This window comes from Pseudomonas sp. LBUM1641, from assembly GCF_059716235.1.
Genome location: NZ_CP166815.1, coordinates 3,269,152 through 3,290,695, shown reverse-complemented (window position 1 = coordinate 3,290,695; position 21,544 = coordinate 3,269,152). Strand labels below are relative to the sequence as shown.

The window sequence follows — 21,544 nt, the reverse complement described above, 5'->3', positions numbered from 1 at the left end:
GCGGCGCCTATCAAATGTGGGAGCGGGCTTGCTCGCGAAGAGGCCGCCAAAAAACACTATAAAAACAACAGGTGTGGAATCCATTTCATGCGCCAACTGCCCTCCCTCAACATGCTCCGGGTCTTTGAAGAAGTCGCCCGCCACCGCAGCTTCAGCCAGGCCGCCGTGGGCCTTAATGTCACCCAGGGCGCCGTCAGCCGCCAGATCAAACAGCTGGAAGACTACCTCGGCGTCGCCCTCTTCATCCGCACGCCCCAGGGCCTGTCCCTGACCGAAGCCGGCTTCGCCCTCTCCCCGCACTTGAGCGATGCCTTCGACCATATCGAACGCGCCCTGCACGCCGTGCGCGTACCCAACCTGCGCCAGCGCCTGCGCATCGTCGCCCCGCCAACCTGGGCCACCCGCTGGCTGTCCGCTCACCTGCGCAGGTTTTGCGAGCGTTACCCGGATATCAACCTCAGCGTCACCCACCAGAACAGCCACGCGAGCCTGGCGGAAATCGACTGCCAGATCCGCTTCGGCCTGGAACCGGCCACGCATTGCAGCAGTGAACTGTTGGTGATGGAGCGTCACATCGCCGTCGCCAGCCCGGAAATGTTCACAGGCGGACAACCGCCCGACCTGCGGCGCTTTCCCCTGCTGCACATCCTGCACGACGGCAAGCGCTTGAAGGTCTGGGAGAACTGGCTGTCGGCCATGGGCCGTGAGGATATCGATGCGGACCAGGGGTTGGAATTCAGCACCCTGGACCAGGTGATCCACACTGCGCTGGCAGGCGGTGGGCTGGCGGTGATCGACCGGCAGATGATCGAGCGCGAACTGGCGAATGGCAGCCTACTGCCGATCACCCCAGTGGAGGTGATCGGCCCCTATGGCTATTGGCTGGATGTGGCGAGTGACAAGCAGGGACTATCCAAGGTGCGCTTGTTTACGCAGTGGTTGAACCGGGTGAGCAATCCCTGACACCGGTGCTTCGGCCTTGCACGCCTGGCTCAAGGTCAATGCCTTGGTTTCCGGCGCCCAGGCCCAGGAGATGATCGCCCCCAGCACCAGTATCGCGGCGAGGATGCCCATGGTCGGGCTGAGGCCAATCCCGGCCACACTCACCGGCAACAGGAAGGTGCTCACCGCCGAACCCAAGCGGCTGACGGCCGTCGCCAAGCCAATTCCGCTGGCCCGGACTTCAGTCGGGAAACTCTCCGCCGGGAATACGCCCACCAGGTTGCTCACTGCCGACAGCACCAAGGTGAATACCCCGAACGTCAGCACCATCAACCACGCCATGCTCCCCGGCAATACCGCCAGCAGGAACAACGCCGCCGCCAGGATGATGAACGAGTTGATCAGGAACCCGCGCCGAGAGAATTTCACGGTGCACCAAATACCGATCAAGGCGCCGATGATCAGCAGCAAATTGAGCAGCAGCTCGGTGCCAAAGCCTTCGGACAGGCCCATTTTCTGCAAGATCGACGGCAGGAAGGTGTAGATGGCGAAGTACGGCATCACGATGCACACGAAGAACAGGCAGTTGAACGCGGTGCGCTTGCGGTATTCGCGGCTGAACAGCACGCCATAGCTGGAGCGGGTTTGCGTCGACGGTTCCTCATCGAGCACCACGTGTTCGCCGAGGTGTTTTTTGACGATGGCCCGGGCTTCGGTAATCCGGCCTTGATTGACCAGCCAGCGTGGCGACTCAGGGGTGCCGATGCGCGCAAGCAGGATCAGCCCGGCAGGAATCGCCGACGAGGCCAGCATCCAGCGCCAGGCGTCATCGCCGAGGCTGAGCATGGCGGTGCAGACAAAGGTCGCAGCCACGTAGCCAACGGTCCAGACCACACTGAAGGAGCCAAGCAACACGCCGCGATGTTTCTTGGGCGAGAACTCGGCGAGCATTGCGTGGCCGACGCTGAAATCGCCGCCCAGGCCGATGCCGATCAACACGCGGCAGAGGAACAGGCCCATGGCGGTTTCGGCATAGAACTGCATCACCGAGGCGACGGTGATCAGGACGAAGCTGACCAGGAAGATTTTCTGTCGGCCGAGGGTGTCGGAGATCCAGCCAAAGAACAGGCTGCCCATAAACAGCCCGATCAGGGCTGAAGCGCCGATCAAGCCTTGCCAGAAGGCGTCCAAGTGCATCTGTGGGCTGAGCAAGGTGAAGGCAATGCCGATCAGGCCGAGGATATAGCCGTCGGTGAAGTGTGCGCCGAAGGTCAGGCCGGCGATTTTAATGTGGAAGCGACCGATGGGCAGGTCGTCGATCTTGATGGATGGGGTGGACATGGTGTTCTCCATATTTTTGTTTTTGACGGAGTAACAGCGGGCGAGCCGGTTGTGGTGTGTGGGCTTTTTTGTGGGAGCTGGCTTGCCTGCGATAGCGGTGGGTCAGTTGGATAATGGGTGACTGACCCGCCGCTATCGCAGGCAAGCCAGCTCCCACATTGGATCGGTGTTGTTTGGAAGAATGGGTCAGAGGCCGCCCATCAACAGGTATTTGATCTCCAGGTAATCCTCCAGGCCGTACTTGGAACCTTCACGCCCCAGGCCCGACTCCTTGATCCCGCCAAACGGGGCGACTTCGGTGGAGATAATCCCTTCGTTGATCCCGACCATACCCGCTTCCAGGCCTTCGGCCATGCGCCACACACGGCCGATGTCGCGGCTGTAGAAGTAGGCAGACAAGCCAAACGGTGTGTCATTGGCCCGTTGCAGTACTTCGGCTTCATCTGTAAAGCGGAAGCAGGCCGCCACCGGGCCGAAGGTTTCTTCCTGGGCGATCAGCATCTCGCCGTGGGCTTCGGTGAGGATGGTCGGTTCAAAGAACGTCCCGCCCAACGCATGCCGACGACCGCCGCACAGCAGCTTGGCGCCTTTCTCCAAGGCATCGCCGACGTGGGCTTCGACCTTGGCCAGGGCCGCGGCGTTGATCAGCGGGCCTTGTTCGGTTTCGCCCTCCAGCGCGCTGCCGACACGCATCGCCGATACCGCTTCGGCCAGTTTGCGGGTGAACGCGTCATAGACGCCGTCCTGGATGAAGAAGCGGTTGACGCACACACAGGTCTGGCCGGTGTTGCGGAATTTGGAAGCCATGGCGCCTTTGACTGCCGCGTCCAGGTCGGCATCGTCAAACACGATAAACGGTGCGTTGCCGCCTAATTCCAGGGAGACCTTTTTCAAGGTATCAGCCGCCTGGCGCATCAGCAGCTTGCCGGTACGGGTGGAGCCGGTGAAGGACAGTTTGCGCACCACACTTGAGGCTTGCAGCGCGCCGCCGATGGCCACGGCATCGCCGGAAACGATATTGAACACGCCGGCCGGAATCCCGGCCTGCTCCGCCAACACCGCGAGGGCGAAGGCCGATAACGGGGTTTCTTCCGACGGTTTGAGAATCATCGTGCACCCCGCCGCCAGCGCCGGGCCGACCTTGCGGGTGACCATGGCCAGCGGGAAGTTCCACGGGGTGATCGCCGCGACCACGCCAATCGCTTCCTTGGTCACGATGATGCGGGCATCGGCCTTGTGGCTCGGGATCACGTCGCCATAGGCGCGCTTGGCTTCTTCGGCGAACCACTCCAGGAAGCTCGCGGCGTAGACCACTTCGCCCATGGCTTCGGCCAGCGGCTTGCCCTGTTCGAGGCTGAGCAGGTGGGCCAGGTCTTTCTGGTTGCTCAGCATCAAGTCGCTCCAGCGCTTGAGGCGCTGGCTGCGTTCCTTGGCGGTGAGCTTGCGCCAGGCCGGCAGGGCACGGTTGGCCGCAGCAATGGCGAGGTTGGTTTCTTCGGCCCCGGCGCGGTGGACCTCGGCGATTTGCGCGCCATTGGCCGGGTTGAGCACCGGGTAAACCGGCCCACCGCTGGACCATTGGCCATCGATGAAATTGCCTGTGCGAATCAGCGGGTTCATGCCACGGCCTCTATCAGGTTAAAGCGGTCCAGGCCCGGACGGGCGCTGCGCAGGATGCGTTTGCCGGCGGTGTAGTCGTTGATCACATCGCACGGCGTGTAGTTGCGTTCCAGCTCGTGCAGTTCTTCGGTATCCAGTTGGGTGTCCAAGGCAGCGAGCGCACTGTCAAATTGTGCGGTTGTGTCGGCACCCACCAGCATCACGTCCACACCCGGTTGATTGGCTACCCAGGCCTGGGCAATCTGCGCATTCGACACGCCACGGGCGCGGGCCACGCGTTGCACCGAGTGGGCGATGTCGAAGGACGCCTGGTCGCTGTACATCTGCTGGGTGAAGAAGTCGGTCTGGTTGCGGGTCGACTGCACTTCACCGGTGAGCAAGCCACGGGCCAGCGGGCTGAACACCGAGACGCCCAGGCCCTGGTCGCGGCAGAACGGGATCATCTCGCGTTCTTCTTCGCGGTAGGCGCAGTTCAGTTGCAGTTGCATGTTGATCGGTTTGACCCAGCCATTGCGCTCGCAGGCCATGAGGATTTTCGCCAGTTGCCCGGTGAGCATGGTGGACACGCCGATGTAGCGGGCCTTGCCGGAACGCACGATGTCGTTGAGGGCGCCCATGGTTTCTTCCACCGGGGTGTTCACGTCGAAGTAATGCAGCATGAACACGTCGACGTAATCCATGCCCAGGCGGCTCAGGGAGGCGTCGATGCTGTCCATGATGTGCTTGCGCGAATGACCGCTGGCGTTGATACCGCTGCGGGTGCCGTAGCCGACCTTGGTGGTGACCACGATGTCTTCACGGCGCGCAACGCGCTTGAGGATGCGCCCTACCACTTCTTCGCCGACGCCTGCGGAGTAGAAGTCCGCCAGGTCGATGAAGTTGACGCCGTTGTCCAGGGCGTGGGCGACGATGGGTTCGCTTTGCTTCTCATCGAAGATCCACGGTTTCCAGTCCGGCGTGCCCATGTTCATGGTGCCCAGGCACAGGCGCGAGACTTGCAGGCCGGAGTTGCCCAAACGAATGTATTGCATGGGGATGTCCTCAGGCTTTTGGCGTATAGAAAGGGTTGCTGATGTGGTTGACCACGTCCGCCAGTTGCGCGGTGTGGGGCAAGCCTGTGAGGGCGGCGCGGATCGCGGTGCGGCAGGCGTTGTAGTTGTTCAGGTAGACCGCATCCAGGTCGTCGCAGGCCGGGTTGACCCAATTGGCGGTGACAATGGCCCACTCGTCTTCGGCTTCCGGCGGCAGGGTGCCATCGAGCAAGGCTTCGAGCACCGCCTTGGCGATCCCGGCCTGGGACGCGCCCCAGGTGGCATTGCCGTGCAAGTCGCTGGCGATGGCGGCCTTGTTGACGTAGAGGGTCATGGGTTTGACCGGGATGTTCGGCTGGGCAATCACCATGAACGGGCAATGGCCCTGGCTTGGCGACGCCAAACTGTTGGCAAACGCCTGGCCGGCCGGGCCGTTGCGTGGGCCGATGAGGATGTTGATGTGGGCAGCATTGACGCCTGGGCCTTCGAAGCCTTCGCCGATGTACAGATCAAGTGCTTTCATTTCGCAAACGCTCTTTTTTGTTATGGGGAGCTGGTTAGCGAATTTTTAGCACTGGCCCGGGTGGCGGCTGTAACCATTAAAAGTCATGGGGGTGTGAGTTTTGCTCATACTCCCTGCAAAGCGCGCTCCATCTTGATGATCTCGATGGAAACCGGGCTGTTACCCCGGCTGAAGGTACCCTCGCCGATCTTGCGAAAGCCGAACGAGGCATAGAATTTCTCGGCGGTGAGGGTCGCCTCCAGGTACGCCTTGGAATGGCCGGCGGCTTGGATCCGTTGCAGTGCTTCGAGCAGCAATCGGGCACCAATCCCCTGCCCGGCGGCTTCACCCCGGACAACTTGCTGACTTCATGGCCGTCGATTTCCACGAAGCCCTGAAGCGTATCGGTGCAAGCCAGCCAGAAGTTGCCGGCGACGATCGCCTCGCGATAGGTCTCGGGCGAGCGGCCGTCGAGCCACAGGCTGATCTGGTCCGGGCCGTAATCGGCGTTGCAGAGCTTTTCGACGGAGTTTTTATGCACCTGGAAAATGCCCTCGGCGTCTTCCAGACGGGCGGCGCGGATCTGCAGATTGTTCATTCCTTTGAGGTCCTGATTCGGGTCAATGATCCCGGCCTTTATAGCTGACCCACGTCATGCCAGCCACTCAAGACGGCACATCTTGTGCGTTGACCATAGTTATCACACCCCATATAGTGTGCCCACAAACACAGACAACCACTACATAGTGTGCAATAACGCTGAATGCCGACCACACTGTGAGCTGTATTTCAATGCCTTGAAGCCTGCAAAACGCACATTTTTGAACACGCTGGGTGAATCGAAGCCCACGCCGTCAAACGGACCACGAAGGAGCAATTCAATGCTGAGTTGGGATGAAGCAGATCAACCAGATACCGGTGACGTAGTCATCCGAGGCGCCAACGCCGGCCACGCCACCGAAGCCAACATGGACCGCCTCGACGGCGCCGGCGCTGCCGCCGCCCTTGAAGCCCGCAACGTGACCGCCAGCGACTCCGCCGCGATCATCCGCGCCAAGGCCGCCCTCGACAAACTCGACGTCGCCGAAGGCCTCGCCGAGCTGGAAGGCTCCGCCGCCCGCGTCGCCGTTGACGAAAAGCGCATGATCAACTGCCGCGCCGACCTCAACCAACTCGTGCCGTTCAAATACGACTGGGCCTGGCAGAAATACCTCGACGGCTGCGCCAACCACTGGATGCCGCAAGAGGTCAACATGACCGCCGACATCTCCCTGTGGAAAAACCCCGAAGGCCTGACCGACGACGAGCGCCGCATCGTGATGCGCAACCTCGGCTTCTTCTCCACTGCAGATTCGTTGGTCGCGAACAACCTGGTACTGGCCGTGTACCGCTTGATCACCAACCCGGAGTGCCGCCAGTACATCCTGCGCCAGGCCTTCGAAGAAGCGATCCACACCCACGCCTACCAGTACTGCATCGAATCGCTGGCCATGGATGAAGGCGAGATCTTCAACATGTACCACGAGATTCCATCGGTCGCGAAGAAAGCGGCTTGGGGCTTGAAGTACACCCGTTCGATCTCCGATCCGAAGTTCGAAACCGGCACCGTCGAAACCGACAAAGAACTGCTGCGTAACCTGGTGGCGTACTACTGCGTACTGGAAGGCATCTTCTTCTACTGCGGCTTCACCCAGATCCTGTCCATGGGCCGTCGCAACAAAATGACCGGCGTGGCCGAGCAGTTCCAATACATCCTGCGGGATGAGTCGATGCACCTGAACTTCGGTATCGATGTGATCAACCAGATCAAAATCGAAAACCCGCATTTGTGGGATGCCGAGATGAAGGAAGAAGCGACCCAGATGATCCTGCAAGGGACTCAGCTGGAGATTGAATACGCGCGTGACACCATGCCGCGTGGGGTGTTGGGGATGAATGCGGCGATGATGGAGGACTACCTCAAGTTCATCGCGAACCGTCGTCTGTCGCAGATTGGTTTGAAAGAAGAATACCCAGGCACCACCAACCCGTTCCCGTGGATGAGCGAGATCATGGACTTGAAGAAAGAAAAGAATTTCTTTGAGACCCGTGTGATCGAGTACCAGACCGGCGGCGCGCTGAGCTGGGACTGACATCCATGGCCCATGGACCGCTGAACGGCGGCCCATGGGAAATGTTCAGTTCGAGACTTGCTCAAGAAATATCAGCTTCAACGGCTCACTGAGCAAATCATCCGCCGTTGCGGCAAACCGCTGAAAATACGGCGTCGCAAAATGCGCATCGAGTGCCGCCTGGTCCTTGAACGCTTCACGCATGTAGAACGTGCCGGGTTCGTCCCGCAGTTCAAACAACACATAGTCAAGGTTGCCGGGCTCCGTCCGCGTAGGCTCCACCAGCGACGACAAGCCTTCCTTGAGCGCCTGTTGCTTGCCGGGTTTGGCCTTGAGTACGGCGATGGAGATCAAGGGTTTTTGCATGGTGGTGGCTCCGGTTGGGAAAGGTGTCGGATGCTGGCTGGAACATGCCGTGATCAATAACGCGCACAGCCATAGGGTCAGTGTTTTCATCGGAAACTCTCGAGGACGATCTTGCCCCGGGCCTTGCCGCTTTCGACCAAGGCATGGGCACTGCGCATATTCGCGGCATTGATAGCGCCGAAATGCGCACCCAGGGTGGTTTGCAAGATGCCCTGATCGATCAGTTGGGCAATACAATTGAGCAGATGGTGCTGCTTGACCATGTCCGGGGTTTCGAACAGCGAGCGAGTGAACATCAGCTCCCAGTGCAGGGATAAGGACTTGAGCTTGAGCGGCATCACATCAAGGCTGCGCGGATCATCAATCACCCCCAGGCGACCCTGCGGGCGCAGTACTTCGATCAATTGCGTCAGGTATTCCTCGGTATGCGTGAGGCTGGCCACATGACTGACCTCCCCGACGCCCAGTGCCTGCAACTGCTTCAGCAGCGGCTGGCCGTGGTCGATCACATGGTGCGCGCCCATACGTTTGACCCAGTCGACGCTCTCCGGACGCGAGGCAGTGCCGATCACGGTCATATCAGTCAATGTACGCGCGAGTTGCACCAACATCGAACCCACCCCGCCCGCAGCGCCGACCACCAACAGTGCATCACCGGCGCCACCGCGCTCACTGACGCCCAAGCGATCAAACAACAATTCCCAGGCAGTGATCGAGGTCAGCGGCAGCGCAGCCGCGTGAGCAGCGCTCAACGACTGCGGCCTGTGCCCAACGATGCGTTCGTCAACCACCTGCAGTTCGCTGTAGCTACCCGCGCGAGTCAACGACCCGGCGTAGTACACCTTGTCGCCGGGCTTGAACAAGCTCACCTCGCAGCCGACCTCGCGCACTGTGCCGGCCGCGTCCCAGCCAAGGACTTTCGGCTCCCGGGCGAAGGTGCCTGCGCGGACTTTGGTGTCCACCGGGTTGACCGAAACCGCCTCGACTTCCACCAACAGATCCCTGCGACCGGGGACAGGCTGGGGCATATTCACGTCTTGCAGGGAGCGCGGATCTTCGATGGGCAGACCGTGCTCGGTAAAAGTGATGGCTTTCATGGCAACTCATTAGTGATGGGGTTGCGCGCATCTTTACCTTTCCCACTACAAAGAAAAATCGACACAATGCAGCAACACTTTCACTTCTGGAGTGAAAATGATCCGTATCGATGATCTCGAGCTGTTTCTGCGTAGCGCCGCCCTGGGCAGCTTTACCGCTGCGGCGGTCGAAGCCGACTTGCTGCCGGGACAGGTCGCGGCCGCCATCAAGCGCCTGGAGCGGGAGCTGGAGGTGCGTCTGTTTACTCGCACTACACGCAGCCTGCGCCTGAGCGCTGAAGGCGAACAGTACTTACCCACCGCTCGGTCAGTGCTCGAGCACCTGGAGCAAGGCAGGGAAAACCTGCGCGGTGAGCATGCGCCGCTGCGCGGCACGCTACAGATCGCCGCACCGTCGGACCTGGGGCGCAATCTCCTGCTGCCGTGGCTCACGGAGTTTCGGCGCCTGCACCCTGCGTTGTGCGTGCGTTTTTTGCTCTCCGACCAAGTCAGCAACCTGTTTCGCGACCCGGTGGACGTGGCCATCCGCTACGGCCTTAACGAGGACGCCAATTACATAGCCCTGCCCCTGGTGCCATTGAACCGCCGCGTGCTGGTTGCGTCGCCGGACTATGTGGCACGACATGGCGCGCCGCTGGTGCCTGACGATCTGCTGCGCCACACGTGCCTGCCCTATCTGCAAAACGGTCGCCTGCATGATCGCTGGCAACTTGGCACGCAGACCGTGCAAGTCGCCGGACCGCTGTTCAGCGACGACGCCGACGTGGTGCGGCGCTGGGCACTGGCAGGTGAAGGTATCGCCTACAAATCCTGGCTGGATATCAGCGCCGATGTGCACGCTGGCCGGCTCGTGGTGCTGATGGTTGATCACCCCGGCGATGTTTACCCCTTGAGCTTCGCCTGCCCCCACCGTGGGCAGGTTTCGCGTGCCGTCACCCAGTTTCACCAGTGGTTGAGCGAACGGTTCAGCACCATCCTCCCTTTTGTCATGGATTAGAAAAGCAGTCGTTATTTATGCCCAATCAAACCATCAAGACACCCTGCGTCGGCCTGTGCTCCACCGTTTACGGGGACCTGGTATGCCGGGGCTGCAAGCGTTATCACCATGAGGTGATTCAGTGGAACGGCTACAACGCCGAGGAGAAACAAGCGGTGTGGCTGCGCCTGGAACAACTGCTGGTGCAGGTGATGACCAGCAAGCTGCAGGTGCTGGACCCGCAGCGCCTGCGCCAGCAACTGGAAGACCGCAAGATTCGTTTTGTGCCTCACCAGTCGCCGTATTGCTGGGCGTATCAATTGATTGCCCGGGGCGCACGGGTGATTTCGAAGCTGGACGCGTATGGGTTGGCGCTGTTGCCGGAGTTTCGCGAGCGAAGTCTGGCGGATTTGCGGGATGCGATTGACCGGGAGTTTTTTCTGTTGTCCGAGGCGCATTACGAGCGGTATATCGCGCCGGGGTTTCTGCGGGAATCGTTTGGGCCGCCGTTGATAGCCACTTTCGGCTCGTAGCAGCTGTCGAGCTTAGGCGAGGCTGCGTTTGCGGTGTGCCTGATACACCGCTGACGCAGCCTCGCCATGGCTCGTAGCAGCTGTCGAGCTTAGGCGAGGCTGCGTTCGCGGTGTGCCTGATACACCGCTGACGCAGCCTCGCCATGGCTCGACAGCTGCTACGGGGGGGAATCAGAGTTTCCAGGGGGCTTCGCGATCGGTCTGCAATGCGTACCGCTCGATCGCCTGCCGACACACGCCCCGCTCCAGACTCCCCTGCTCCACCAACGCCGTCAGTGCCGCCAGCACGATGTGATGGCGGTCCACCTCGAAGAAATCCCGCAACGCCGCCCGGGTATCGCTGCGACCAAAACCATCCGTCCCCAGCACGGTGTACGCCGAGTCCACGTACGACCCAATCATCTGCGGCACCGCCCGCACATAGTCAGACACCGCTACCACCGGCGCGCCCTTGGGCAAACACTCCGCCAGATGGCTTCGCCGCGCCGGCTGTTGCGGGTGCAGGCGATTCCAGCGTTCCACTTCCCGGGCCTCCCGGGCCAGTTCGCTGAAGCTGGTAACACTGAAGACTTCAGCGTCAATCTGCCAATCGTCCGCCAGCAATTGCGCGGCTGCCTGGGCTTCACGCACCAGCGTGCCCGAGCCGAGCAAGCGAACCTTGCCATCGGGCTGACCACTGAGCCGGTACATGCCTTTGATGATCGCCGCTTCGACACCTTCCGGCAGGCTCGGCTGCGGGTAGTTTTCGTTCATCAGGGTCACGTAGTAGAACTCGTCCACATCGTGCTCCAGCATCTGGCGCATGCCGTGGTCGAGGATCACCGCAAATTCGCCAGCGAACGCCGGGTCGTAGGCGCGGCAATTGGGCACGGTGGCGGCGGTCAGGTGGCTGCTGCCGTCCTGGTGCTGCAAGCCTTCGCCCCCCAGGGTGGTGCGCCCGGCGGTGGCGCCCAGCAGGAAGCCACGGGCACGCTGGTCGGCCGCGGCCCAGATCAGGTCGCCGACGCGCTGGAAACCGAACATCGAGTAGTAGATGTAAAACGGCAACATCCGCAGGCCATGCACCGAATAACTGGTGGCCGCCGCGACCCAGGAGCTGATGGCGCTGGCTTCGCTGATGCCTTCTTCGAGGATCTGCCCATCGGTGGCTTCGCGGTAGCTGAGGATCGAGCCAATGTCTTCCGGCTCGTAGCGCTGGCCGACACTGGAATAGATGCCGATCTGCTTGAACAGGTTGGCCATGCCGAAGGTGCGCGCTTCATCCGCGACGATGGGCACGATGCGCGGGCCGAGGGCCTTGTCCTTGAGCAGGTTGGTGAGCATGCGCACAAAGGCCATGGTGGTGGACATTTCCTTGCCGTCCGCCTGGGTGGCAAACGCAGCGTAACCCGACACCGGCGGAACGCTCACCGCAGGCGCCTGCTGGCCACGGCTCGGCACATACCCGCCGAGGGTGGCACGGCGCTTGTGCAGGTAGCGCATCTCGAGGCTGTCTTCAGCCGGTTTGTAGAAGCTCAGGGATTCGGTCTGCTCATCCGACAGCGGCAACTGGAAGCGATTGCGGAAGGCGATCAACGCCTCGCGGTCGAGCTTCTTCTGCTGGTGAGTGGTCATCTTGCCCTGCCCGGCTTCACCCATGCCGAAACCCTTTTTGGTCTGGGCCAGGATCACAGTAGGCTTGCCAGTGACCTGGCGTGCAGCGTGATAGGCGGCGTGAATCTTGACCATGTCGTGGCCGCCACGCTTGAGGCGGTCGATTTGCTCATCGCTCATGCCCTCGACCAGTTTGGACAGCGCCTCGCTTTGGCCGAAGAAGTGTTCGCGGTTGTAGGCGCCGTCCTTGGCGGCGAAGGTCTGGAACTGTCCGTCCACGGTCTGCGACAAGGTGCGTACCAGCGAGCCGTCGGCGTCCTTGGCCAGCAAGGCATCCCAGTCCGAACCCCAGACCAGTTTGATCACGTTCCAGCCGGCACCGGCGAACAAGGCTTCCAACTCGTCGATAATTCGCCCGTTGCCACGCACCGGGCCGTCGAGGCGTTGCAGGTTGCAGTTGACCACCCAGGTCAGGTTATCCAGGCCTTCTCGGGCAGCCAGGGTCAGGGCCGACATGCTTTCCGGCTCGTCCATCTCGCCATCGCCGAACACGCCCCATACGTGGCGGTCGGTGGTGTCCTGCAAGCCGCGATGCTGCAGGTAGCGCATAAACCGCGCCTGGAAAATCGAGCTGATGGGGCCAATGCCCATGGAACCGGTGGGAAATTGCCAGAAGTCCGGCATCAACCACGGATGGGGATAGCTGGACAGGCCACGGGCGCCCGCCTTGCCGGCGCCGATTTCCTGGCGATAGTGGGCCAGGTCAGCCTCGCTCAGGCGCGCTTCAAGGAAGGCGCGGGCATAGATGCCGGGGGCGGAATGCGGCTGGTAGAACACCAGGTCGCCGCCAAAACTGTCGTTTCGGGCACGGAAAAAGTGGTTGAAGCCGACTTCAAACAGGTCTGCCGCGCTGGCGTAGCTGGCGATATGCCCGCCCAGTTCGCCATAGGCCTGGTTGGCGCGCACCACCATGGCCAGGGCGTTCCAGCGCACCACCGAGGCCAGGCGCTCTTCGGTGGCCAGGTCGCCGGGGAACGGCGGTTGCTGCTCCACGGCGATGCTATTGATATAAGGCGTGCCATGCCGGGGTTTCCAGGCGATGTGCGGTGCGCCGCCGGCCTCCGCCAGCATGTCGAGGATCTCCCGCGCCCGCGCCGGCCCGGCGTTGGCCACCAGGGAGGCCAGGGCATCGCGCCATTCGGCCAGTTCTTCCTGGTCCATCGCTGTTTGACTCACTGCACTCGCGAAACCGTTCATGGGCACCTCCGGGCTTTTTTTCCAGTTTATGTCGGTGCCAGGGGATTTTTTGACTGTTATACGCAGCCTCTCGCAGCCTTTTGAGCACAAATCACTGCCAATCGACAAATTCCAAGCACGTTGTGCTTCAAGCCCCGAAAACCCCGCAATTGTGTTTAAAATGCCGCCCGCTCAATGACCGACGCTGCCCGATGAACCCAGACGCACTTGCCACCCTGCACACCCATTTGCTGACCGCCCTGCAAACCGTACCCGCCGAGACCCGGCGCCTGTTTCACGGGCGTGGCCGCTGCTGGCCGGGCCTGGAGCAACTGACGGTGGATTGGCTGCAAGGTGTGGTGCTGGTCTCGCTGTTCAAGGAGCCCGGGGCCGCCGAGCTTGAAGCCTTGAAGCAGATGCTGGCGCAGATCGACTGGTCGACCTACGGCGCTCACACCGTGGCGCTGCAACACCGTTACCTGCCGCAAAGCACCACCGAGTGGCTGCTGGGCGAGGCCGTTGATGAACTGACCATCACCGAAGGCGGCCTGCGTTACCTGATCGATTTGGGCAAAAAGCAGAACAGCGGGCTGTTCCTCGACATGCGTTACGGCCGCAACTGGGTGCGCGAACAGGCTCAAGGCATGCGGGTGCTGAACCTGTTTGCCTACACTTGCGGGTTTTCCGTGGCCGCCATCGAAGGCGGCGCCGAGCATGTGGTGAACCTGGACATGGCCCGTGGCGCCTTGAGCCGCGGTCGCGACAACCACCGCCTCAACGGTCATGACCTGAGCAAAGTGACCTTCCTCGGCCACGACCTGTTCAAGTCCTGGGCCAAGGTCACCCAGAGTGGCCCGTATGACCTGGTGATCATCGACCCGCCCTCCTTCCAGAAAGGCAGCTTTCTGCTGACCAAGGACTACCAGCGGGTGCTGCGCCGCCTGCCGGATTTGCTCACGGCCCAGGGCACGGTGCTGGCGTGCATGAATGATCCGGCGTTCGGCGAAGACTTCCTGATCGACGGCGTAACCCGCGAAGCACCGGGGCTGCGCTTTGACCAGCGGCTGGAAAACCCACCGGAATTTCCCGATATTGATCCACAAAGCGGGCTAAAGACGCTGGTGTTCCGACAAGTCTGATGCCGAAAAGTCCTACGCTTGCTACGCTTACCATTACGCCGGGTGGTGAACCTTATCCCACCCTTCCCGGTCGATACCTGCACACTCTGGCCAGATTCGATGGCGTCACGCCCGTCGGCTGCCCTGTTTCACCTTTTTGGAGAACGCCCCTGTGATATCGACTCTGCATGTAGCCCGTCTCAAGGCCTGGGGCGCCCATGGTTTTACCGCCACCGGCGTGGTCCTGGCTTTCCTGGCAACGTTGGCGCTGCTCGACAACCAGCCCAAGGCCTGCCTGTTATGGCTGGGCCTGGCCTTGATCGTCGATGGGGTGGACGGCTCCCTCGCGCGACGGGTGAACGTGCAGACGGTGCTGCCAAGCTTCGATGGCTCGGTATTGGACCTGGTGATTGATTACCTGACGTACGTGTTTATTCCGGCGCTGTTTATCTATCGCTATATCGCCCTGCCGGACTTCACCCCGTTGTTTACGGTGTCGGTGATTCTGGTGTCGTCGCTGTTCTGCTTCTGCAACGTCAACATGAAGAGCAAGGACAATTACTTTCAGGGTTTCCCTGCGGCTTGGAACGTGGTCGCGCTGTGCGTCTACATCATCCAGCCGGATGCCTGGATCACCTTGCTCACCGTGATCGTCCTGGCGCTGTTGACCGTAACGCCGATGAAGTTCCTGCACCCGTTCCGGGTCAAACGCTTCATGCCGCTCAATATCGCAGTGACCACCATCTGGTTGCTGTGCAGCCTGCTGCTGGTGATCGACTTCCCGTACACCAATGGGCTGACCATGGGCCTGTGGTTGCTGATGTCGGCGTACTTCCTGGGGATCTGCGTCTGGCGCACTGCACTGGAGTGGGTCGAAACACATAAATAGCCAGGCGGGAACGGTTTAAATGTGGGATCGCCTCGACCCAGGGTTATGGGTAAGATACCGGCCTTTCGCGCAGCCCTTGCTGCGCCTTGCCGAATAAGCCTTGCTCATGCCCTTCGAACTCAGCGTTGACCTCACAACCCTGGCGATCCTCGCCGTGGTTGCCTTTATCGCCGGTTTCATCGACGCCATCGCCGGCGGTGGCGGCCTGCTCACCACGCCCGCCCTGCTGACTGCCGGCATGCCGCCGCACCTGGTGCTGGGCACCAACAAACTCAGCTCCACCTTCGGCTCGGCCACCGCCAGCTTTACCTTCTACCGGCGCAAGCTGTTTCATCCGCGCCAGTGGGTGCATGCCATCGTCGGCACGCTGATCGGCGCACTCACCGGCGCCGTCGTCGCCCATTACCTGCCCGCCGAAACCCTGAACAAGATGCTCCCGGTGATCGTGTTCGGCTGCGGTTTGTATTTGCTGTTCGGCGGCACGCCAAAGGCGGCGCTGGACAACGACGCGCCGATCAAGAAGAAATGGCAATCCACCCAGGGCTTCGGCCTGGGTTTCTACGATGGCGTGGCCGGCCCAGGCACCGGGGCCTTCTGGACCGTGAGCACCATGCTGTTGCACCCCATCGACCTGGTAAAAGCCAGTGGCGTGGCGCGCAGCATGAACTTCGTCAGCAACGCGGCGGCGCTGACGGTGTTCATTTTCAATGGTTCGGTAGACTGGATTGTCGGCCTGTGCATGGGCGTGTCGGTGATGTGCGGCGCGTTCTTTGGCGCACGCAGCGCAATCAGCGGCGGCGCCAAGTTCATTCGCCCGGTGTTCATCACCGTAGTCCTCGGGCTGACGGTGCGCCTAGCCTGGCAGCACTGGTTCAGCGTGGCCTAAGCGACGGGCCAGGTAGAGGTCGATCAGGTAGCGCGCAATCGAGCGGGACGCCGGCAACGGCGGCAGTTCATGGATGTTGAACCACTGCGCGTCTTCGATCTCGTCGGCCTGGGGCACGATGTCGCCGCCGGCATACTCGGCGTGAAAGCCCAGCATCATCGAGTGCGGGAACGGCCAGCACTGGCTGCCCATGTACTGGATGTTCTTGACCTCCACCTGCACTTCTTCACGCACTTCGCGAATCAGGCAGTCCTCGGCCGACTCACCCGGCTCGGCAAACCCCGCCAGGGTGCTGTAGACACCCGTGACAAAGCGCGGCGAACGGGCCAGCAGGATCTCGTCGCCACGGGTCACCAGCACGATCATGCTCGGCGAGATACGCGGGTAGCTGCGCAGGTCACAGGCCTGGCAGAACATCGCTCGCTCCCGTGGCACCTGCACCATCGCCTGGCCGCAACTGCCGCAAAACCGGTGTTCCCGGGCCCAGGTGCCGATTTGCGCGGCGTAGCCGAGGACTTTGTACAGCGTGTGGTCGCCTTGCAGCATGAACGCTCGCAGGCCCTGCCAGCCGCAACCCGGTACATCGGCTGGGCTATTGAGCTCCAGCAGGTACACCGGCTCGCCGTCCAGATGGCCGATGCCATGCTCGGCAAACACCGACAGGTCCTGGCGCTTGAGCCATTCCCGGGGAAACAGCGGGCCGTTCTGGTCGTGTAAAAAGCCTTCGCGGCTGCGGGCCACGGCCCAGCCGCCCGGGGCGTCGTTGTCCAGCAGCGTTGTGGTTATCCAGCCTGGGGTCATGTTCAGTCAATCCACGAAGTCGGGTTTCTGCTTGCTCATATGGGCCGCGATGGCCACGCGCAGGTCGTTGGATTGCAACATAGCTGAGTTCCAGGTGGCAACGTATTCCAGGCCGTCATTGATCGTGTGGTCACGCATGTAGCTGATCATCGCCTTGGTGCCGGTGACCGCGATCGGGGATTTGGCCGCAATTTCCCGGGCGATTTCCATAACCCCCGCCAACAGGCTCTCGTGATCGCTGTACACGCGATTCACCAGGCCAATGCTGCGCGCCTCTTCAGCACCGAACTGGCGACCGGTGTAGGCCAGCTCGCGCAGCATGCCGTCGCCGACGATACGCGGCAGGCGTTGCAGGGTGCCGACGTCGGCGGCCATGCCGATATCGATTTCTTTGATAGAGAACTGCGCGTCTTCGGCGGCGTAACGCATGTCACAGGCGCTGATCAGGTCGATGGCGCCGCCGATGCAGTAGCCGTGGATGGCCGCGAGTACCGGCTTGCGGCAGTTGTCGACCGCATTGAAGGAAGCTTGCAGTTCGAGGATCTTGCGCCGCAGCAGGCGCGCGTTACGGCCTACGTCCTTGCCGAATTCATTGGCCACCGAGGCCAGCATCATCAGGTCGATGCCGGAGGAGAAATGCTTGCCGGCGCCACTGATGACCACGGCACGCACTGCATCGGTGTCTTCGACCCATTGGAAGATATCGATGATCTCGGTCCAGAACGCTGCGTTCATGGCGTTGATCTTTTCCGGGCGGTTGAGCTGCACATGGGCGACATTGCCGCTGAGTTCGACGACAAAGGCTTGGTATTCGGACATGGCAGTGATCCTTGACTGGCGGCTGGAATAAGGGCCGAACTATAACAAGGGTGTGTGACGGCGGGTAAGGCTGTGCATGCGCCAAAAACAGGACTCGTAGCAGCTGTCGAGCCCAAGCGAGGCTGCGTCGGGAGCGACACGGTTTTGTGCCTGGCGCCAGAGCGGTGGTGCGGCTGACGCAGCCTCGCTTGGGCTCGACAGCTGCTACGCGAGACTGGGTAGCCAGAGCCGGAACCGTGCGCCGCCCAAAGGTGAAGCTTGGGCGGTAAGGGTTCCGCCTTGGGCCTCCAGCGCCCGCCGGCTGATGGCCAATCCCAGCCCAAAACCGCCGGTGGCCCGGTCACGGCTGCGATCCAGCCGGTAGAACGGCTCGAAGATCCGCTCCCGCTGATCAACCGGAATACCAATGCCGTCATCGTCTACCCAAATCTCACAACCCTTGGGACACACCTTCACCCCCACCTGAATCCGTCGCTCGCAATAGCGCATGGCGTTGCGCAGCAGGTTTTGCAGGGCCCGGGCGGTCAGGCGCGGGTCCAGGGTGAAGCGTTCCACCGCGCAATCCAGCACCACGTCGATCACGATATCCGGGTTTTCCAGTTCATCGTCGACGCTGCCCAGGATGCTGTCGATGAACTCGTCAAGTACCACTTCCACCCGCTCGGGTGTGTGTGCCGGGTTCTGCAGGCGGCTGTAGGACAGCAACTCCAGCACCAACTCGTCCAGCTCCCGAATATGCGCCACCAGGCCTTGCAGCCGCTCGCGGCTGGCGGCTGGCAGGTCGTCGGACAGCGCGAGCGCCAGGCCGAAGTCCAGGCGCGTCAGCGGCGTACGCAGTTCATGGGAGACCGCATTGAGCAAATCACGTTGTTGATTGAGCAGTTGTTCGATGTCGTTGGCCATGGTGTCGAACACCGCTGCCAGGCTGCCGATGTTGGAGCTGGGGGGGATTTTTGTGCGTGCCGCAAGGTTGCCCTGCCCCAGTTGCGCGGCAGTGCTTTTCAGGCGTTCCAGGTCGCGCCAGTGAGGACGCAGCCAGAACAGCAGGCAGGCCAGCAACGCCGCGCCGATCAGCACGTTCATGCTCCAGTACAACAGGTTCATGTCCAGCGGGTCCGGCGGGACCGAGACCTTGACCACCAGTTGATCGTCCAGGGGCGAGCTGACGTCGTCCGCCCAGCCCCACTCGCCCAGGCGAATCACCATCTGGTCCTTTTCCAGCAGGCGCTGTTCTTCAGGGGTGTAGCTGGCGTCCTGGATGCGCAGCAGTTGCACCTTGAGCGGGGCAAAATCCGCCGACAAGCGCACGGTGACATTGGCCCACTGCTCCATAGGCACCCGCTGGTATTCCTTGACGATCAGGCTTTGCATCCCCCGGGACTGCTCGATGTTGTAGCTCATGTAACGGTGTTCAAACAGCTGGATCACCGCCCGCGGCACCAGGTAGATCGCGGCAGCGAAGGTAACGATGGTGATCAGGTACAGGCGAATCAGGACGCGAAACATGGCTCAGCATTCCCACTCGGAACGGCTGAACAGGTAACCCTTGCCCCACACGGTCTTGATCTTGCGCGCCTCGCCCGCGTGGTCGTCGAACTTGCGCCGCAACTTGGAAATCGCCACGTCCACCGAGCGGTCGGTGCCGTTGAATTCGATACCGCGCAGGCGTTGCAGGATCTGGTCGCGGCTGAGCACTTCGCCGGCGTGCCGGGCCAGCACCACCAGCAGGTTGTATTCACCGCTGGACAACTCAACCGGCTGGTCGCGCCAGGTCACGGTGCGCTCCGACAGGTCGATGCACAGGTTGCCCATCAGGATCTGGTCGTTGGCCACCTGGGGTTCGGTGAGGCTGCTGCGGCGCAGCAAGGTCCGTACACGGGCCAGCAATACCCGCGGCTCGCAGGGTTTGGTGACGTAGTCGTCGGCGCCCATTTCCAGGCCCAGCACCTGGTCGTGGCTGTCGTCCCGGGCGGTGAGCATCAGGATCGGCAGCGTGGCCGAGTCGGCCCGCAGCAACCGGCAGACCTGCAGGCCATCGAGGCCCGGCAGCATCAGGTCGAGGATCACCAGGTCCGGCGGATTGAGCCGCGCGCGCTCACGCACATGGTCGCCACGGCTAAGCACGCTGACGTGATAGCCGTTGCGTTCCAGATAACTGGCGATCAATTCGGAGAGCGCTGCGTCGTCTTCCACCAGAAGAATGTTGGGCATGGTATTTCCAAATAATACAATTTCTGAGTAGTACGCAAATCCAATGTGGGAGCGGGCTTGCTCGCGAATGCAGTGGGTCAGCCACCGGATGCATCAACTGAAACATCGCTTTCGCGAGCAAGCCCGCTCCCACATTTGATCTTCGGTATCAGGAAGATCGTGTAAGGTTCGGCGGTTATGAAGGATATACGCCCGCGTGCGTCTGTGGGCTGCACCTTACATTTCTTCACACACCACCTACAGAGCTTCACAGCACTGTGGCGGGGGCGACCGTAGGATGCGCCAGTCAATATTGGGATATGAGCATGTCGAAGAATCTGTTTGCGCCGTTTTGCCTGTTGGCTCTGACACTGGCGCTGAGCGCGTGTGGCCAGTCGGCGGACGACGCCGCCGAAGCACCGTTGGCCAAGGTGCGGATCGAAACCCTTGAAGCCAAACCCTTGTCCATCACCAGCGAGCTGAGCGGACGCATTGCCGCGCCGCGCATTGCCGAAGTGCGCGCCCGGGTGGCCGGCGTGGTGTTGCAGCGGGTGTTCAAGGAAGGTCACGACGTGAAACAGGGCGATGTGCTGTTCCGGATTGACCCGGCGCCGTTCAAGGCCGACCTCGACAGCGCCCAGGCCAGCCTGCGCAAGGCCGAGGCCAATGCGTTCCAGGCGCGCCTGCAAGAGCAGCGCTACAGCCAGTTGGTGGAAGGCAACGCCATCAGCGGCCAGGAATACGACAACGCCCGCGCCGCCGCCCGGCAAACCGCGGCCGATGTCGCTGCCAACCAGGCAGCCGTACAACGGGCCAAGTTGAACCTGGGCTATGCCACCGTCACTGCGCCGATTTCCGGGCGCATCGGCCGCGCGCTGGTGACCGAAGGCGCCCTGGTGGGCCAGAACGAAGCCACGCCAATGGCGCTGATCCAGCAACTGGACCCGATCCACGCCGACCTGACCCAATCCACCCGCGAGCTGAATGACCTGCGCCGGGCCTTCCGCGCCGGGCACTTAAAGCAAGTCGGCCAGGACCAGGCCAATGCCACGCTGATCCAGGATGACGGAAGCCTGTATCCGCTGCCGGGCAAGTTGCTGTTCGCCGAGATCAGCGTCGACCCGGGCACCGGGCAGATCATCTTGCGCAGCGAATTCCCCAACCCGGACCTCGACCTGCTGCCCGGCAGCTTTATCCGCGTACGCCTGGAGCAAGCCGTCGACCAGCAAGGCATCAGCGTGCCGCAGCGGGCGATCACCCGCGACAGCGCCGGGATTCCGATGGTGCTGCTGCTGGACGCCGAGCAAAACGTGAGCCAGCAACCGGTGCAATTGGGCTCGGTGGTCAATGACCGCTGGGTGGTCACCAGCGGCCTGAAGGCCGGTGACCGTATCGTCGTTGAAGGCCTGCAACACGCCCGCCCTGGCGAGAAAGTCCAGGTCGACGACAGCCCCGCGCCAATCGCCCAGGCATCCGGCCAGTAAGAAAGGGAT

General features: G+C 61.8%; 21 protein-coding genes. 9 read left to right on the top strand and 12 right to left on the bottom strand.

Going from position 1 to position 21,544, the window contains the following annotated elements:
• The first annotated feature begins 87 nt into the window (after nucleotides 1–87).
• Nucleotides 88–963, top strand: coding sequence for a LysR substrate-binding domain-containing protein (locus ACA046_RS15030; protein WP_459021347.1), 876 nt, complete (start codon nucleotides 88–90; stop codon nucleotides 961–963).
• Here the strand turns inward: ACA046_RS15030 and ACA046_RS15025 are convergent.
• From ACA046_RS15025 to ACA046_RS15005, 5 genes are all read right to left on the bottom strand, one after another.
• Nucleotides 910–2,283, bottom strand: coding sequence for an MFS transporter (locus ACA046_RS15025; RefSeq protein ID WP_497676904.1), 1,374 nt, complete (start codon nucleotides 2,281–2,283; stop codon nucleotides 910–912). The two genes, ACA046_RS15030 and ACA046_RS15025, sit on opposite strands and share 54 nt — an antisense overlap.
• A gap of 186 nt (nucleotides 2,284–2,469) precedes the next feature.
• Nucleotides 2,470–3,903, bottom strand: coding sequence for an NAD-dependent succinate-semialdehyde dehydrogenase (locus ACA046_RS15020; protein WP_459021351.1), 1,434 nt, complete (start codon nucleotides 3,901–3,903; stop codon nucleotides 2,470–2,472).
• On the bottom strand, nucleotides 3,900–4,934 hold the full coding sequence (locus ACA046_RS15015) for an aldo/keto reductase (RefSeq protein ID WP_459021353.1): 1,035 nt from the start codon (nucleotides 4,932–4,934) through the stop codon (nucleotides 3,900–3,902). The genes ACA046_RS15020 and ACA046_RS15015 overlap by 4 nt, the downstream gene beginning before the upstream one ends.
• Before the next feature lie 10 nt (nucleotides 4,935–4,944).
• A complete protein-coding gene (gene fae, locus ACA046_RS15010) occupies nucleotides 4,945–5,457 on the bottom strand; it encodes a formaldehyde-activating enzyme (RefSeq protein ID WP_459021355.1) in 513 nt (170 codons plus the stop codon).
• Between the two features lie 104 nt (nucleotides 5,458–5,561).
• Entirely contained in the window at nucleotides 5,562–5,753 is a 192-nt protein-coding gene (locus tag ACA046_RS15005; protein ID WP_497676903.1) for a GNAT family N-acetyltransferase, read from the bottom strand.
• Between the two features lie 53 nt (nucleotides 5,754–5,806).
• Here ACA046_RS15005 and ACA046_RS15000 point away from each other — a divergent pair, with 53 nt between their 5' ends.
• Together ACA046_RS15000 and ACA046_RS14995 are read left to right on the top strand one after the other, a co-directional pair.
• A complete protein-coding gene (locus ACA046_RS15000; RefSeq protein ID WP_497676902.1) occupies nucleotides 5,807–6,082 on the top strand; it encodes a hypothetical protein in 276 nt (91 codons plus the stop codon).
• A gap of 235 nt (nucleotides 6,083–6,317) precedes the next feature.
• Nucleotides 6,318–7,568 (top strand): ribonucleotide-diphosphate reductase subunit beta, encoded by a 1,251-nt coding sequence (locus tag ACA046_RS14995; RefSeq protein WP_497676901.1) that lies wholly within the window; start codon nucleotides 6,318–6,320, stop codon nucleotides 7,566–7,568.
• Between the two features lie 45 nt (nucleotides 7,569–7,613).
• Here ACA046_RS14995 and ACA046_RS14990 read toward each other — a convergent pair whose 3' ends face one another.
• Both ACA046_RS14990 and ACA046_RS14985 read right to left on the bottom strand, forming a co-directional pair.
• Nucleotides 7,614–7,913, bottom strand: coding sequence for a putative quinol monooxygenase (locus tag ACA046_RS14990; protein WP_459021361.1), 300 nt, complete (start codon nucleotides 7,911–7,913; stop codon nucleotides 7,614–7,616).
• A gap of 86 nt (nucleotides 7,914–7,999) precedes the next feature.
• Nucleotides 8,000–9,010 carry a zinc-binding alcohol dehydrogenase family protein gene (locus ACA046_RS14985; protein WP_497676900.1) on the bottom strand — a complete coding sequence of 337 codons (1,011 nt, stop codon included), beginning with the start codon at nucleotides 9,008–9,010 and terminating at the stop codon, nucleotides 8,000–8,002.
• 97 nt (nucleotides 9,011–9,107) lie between these two features.
• Here ACA046_RS14985 and ACA046_RS14980 point away from each other — a divergent pair, with 97 nt between their 5' ends.
• The gene (locus tag ACA046_RS14980) at nucleotides 9,108–10,007 is read left to right on the top strand and encodes a LysR family transcriptional regulator (protein WP_497676899.1); all 900 of its coding nucleotides are present in this window, start codon (nucleotides 9,108–9,110) and stop codon (nucleotides 10,005–10,007) included.
• Nucleotides 10,008–10,024: 17 nt separating this feature from the next.
• The gene (locus tag ACA046_RS14975) at nucleotides 10,025–10,519 is read left to right on the top strand and encodes a DUF1289 domain-containing protein (protein ID WP_076017155.1); all 495 of its coding nucleotides are present in this window, start codon (nucleotides 10,025–10,027) and stop codon (nucleotides 10,517–10,519) included.
• 171 nt (nucleotides 10,520–10,690) lie between these two features.
• Here ACA046_RS14975 and mdeB read toward each other — a convergent pair whose 3' ends face one another.
• Nucleotides 10,691–13,369: an alpha-ketoglutarate dehydrogenase gene (gene mdeB, locus ACA046_RS14970; RefSeq protein WP_497676898.1), complete on the bottom strand. Its 2,679-nt coding sequence runs from the start codon at nucleotides 13,367–13,369 to the stop codon at nucleotides 10,691–10,693.
• A 191-nt stretch (nucleotides 13,370–13,560) separates the two neighbouring features.
• Between mdeB and ACA046_RS14965 the strand changes: the two genes are divergently transcribed.
• The 3 genes from ACA046_RS14965 to ACA046_RS14955 all read left to right on the top strand — a co-directional run bounded on the left by ACA046_RS14965 (nucleotide 13,561) and on the right by ACA046_RS14955 (nucleotide 16,241).
• Nucleotides 13,561–14,487 (top strand): class I SAM-dependent methyltransferase, encoded by a 927-nt coding sequence (locus ACA046_RS14965; protein ID WP_497676897.1) that lies wholly within the window; start codon nucleotides 13,561–13,563, stop codon nucleotides 14,485–14,487.
• A 151-nt stretch (nucleotides 14,488–14,638) separates the two neighbouring features.
• Complete coding sequence (pcsA, locus tag ACA046_RS14960) at nucleotides 14,639–15,355, top strand: phosphatidylcholine synthase (RefSeq protein WP_459021369.1); 717 nt, start codon at nucleotides 14,639–14,641, stop codon at nucleotides 15,353–15,355.
• A gap of 106 nt (nucleotides 15,356–15,461) precedes the next feature.
• The gene (locus ACA046_RS14955) at nucleotides 15,462–16,241 is read left to right on the top strand and encodes a TSUP family transporter (RefSeq protein WP_169388171.1); all 780 of its coding nucleotides are present in this window, start codon (nucleotides 15,462–15,464) and stop codon (nucleotides 16,239–16,241) included.
• Here ACA046_RS14955 and nudC read toward each other — a convergent pair.
• From nudC to ACA046_RS14935, 4 genes are all read right to left on the bottom strand, one after another.
• The gene (gene nudC / locus ACA046_RS14950) at nucleotides 16,209–17,042 is read right to left on the bottom strand and encodes an NAD(+) diphosphatase (RefSeq protein WP_008430294.1); all 834 of its coding nucleotides are present in this window, start codon (nucleotides 17,040–17,042) and stop codon (nucleotides 16,209–16,211) included. The genes ACA046_RS14955 and nudC overlap by 33 nt on opposite strands.
• A gap of 6 nt (nucleotides 17,043–17,048) precedes the next feature.
• On the bottom strand, nucleotides 17,049–17,861 hold the full coding sequence (locus tag ACA046_RS14945; protein WP_459021374.1) for a crotonase/enoyl-CoA hydratase family protein: 813 nt from the start codon (nucleotides 17,859–17,861) through the stop codon (nucleotides 17,049–17,051).
• Nucleotides 17,862–18,065: 204 nt separating this feature from the next.
• A complete protein-coding gene (locus ACA046_RS14940; RefSeq protein ID WP_497676896.1) occupies nucleotides 18,066–19,367 on the bottom strand; it encodes an ATP-binding protein in 1,302 nt (433 codons plus the stop codon).
• Nucleotides 19,368–19,370: 3 nt separating this feature from the next.
• Nucleotides 19,371–20,072, bottom strand: a complete 702-nt coding sequence (locus tag ACA046_RS14935) for a response regulator transcription factor (protein WP_003214048.1) — start codon at nucleotides 20,070–20,072, stop codon at nucleotides 19,371–19,373.
• 305 nt (nucleotides 20,073–20,377) lie between these two features.
• Between ACA046_RS14935 and ACA046_RS14930 the strand changes: the two genes are divergently transcribed.
• Nucleotides 20,378–21,535, top strand: a complete 1,158-nt coding sequence (locus ACA046_RS14930) for an efflux RND transporter periplasmic adaptor subunit (protein WP_497676895.1) — start codon at nucleotides 20,378–20,380, stop codon at nucleotides 21,533–21,535.
• The last annotated feature ends 9 nt before the right edge of the window (nucleotides 21,536–21,544 follow it).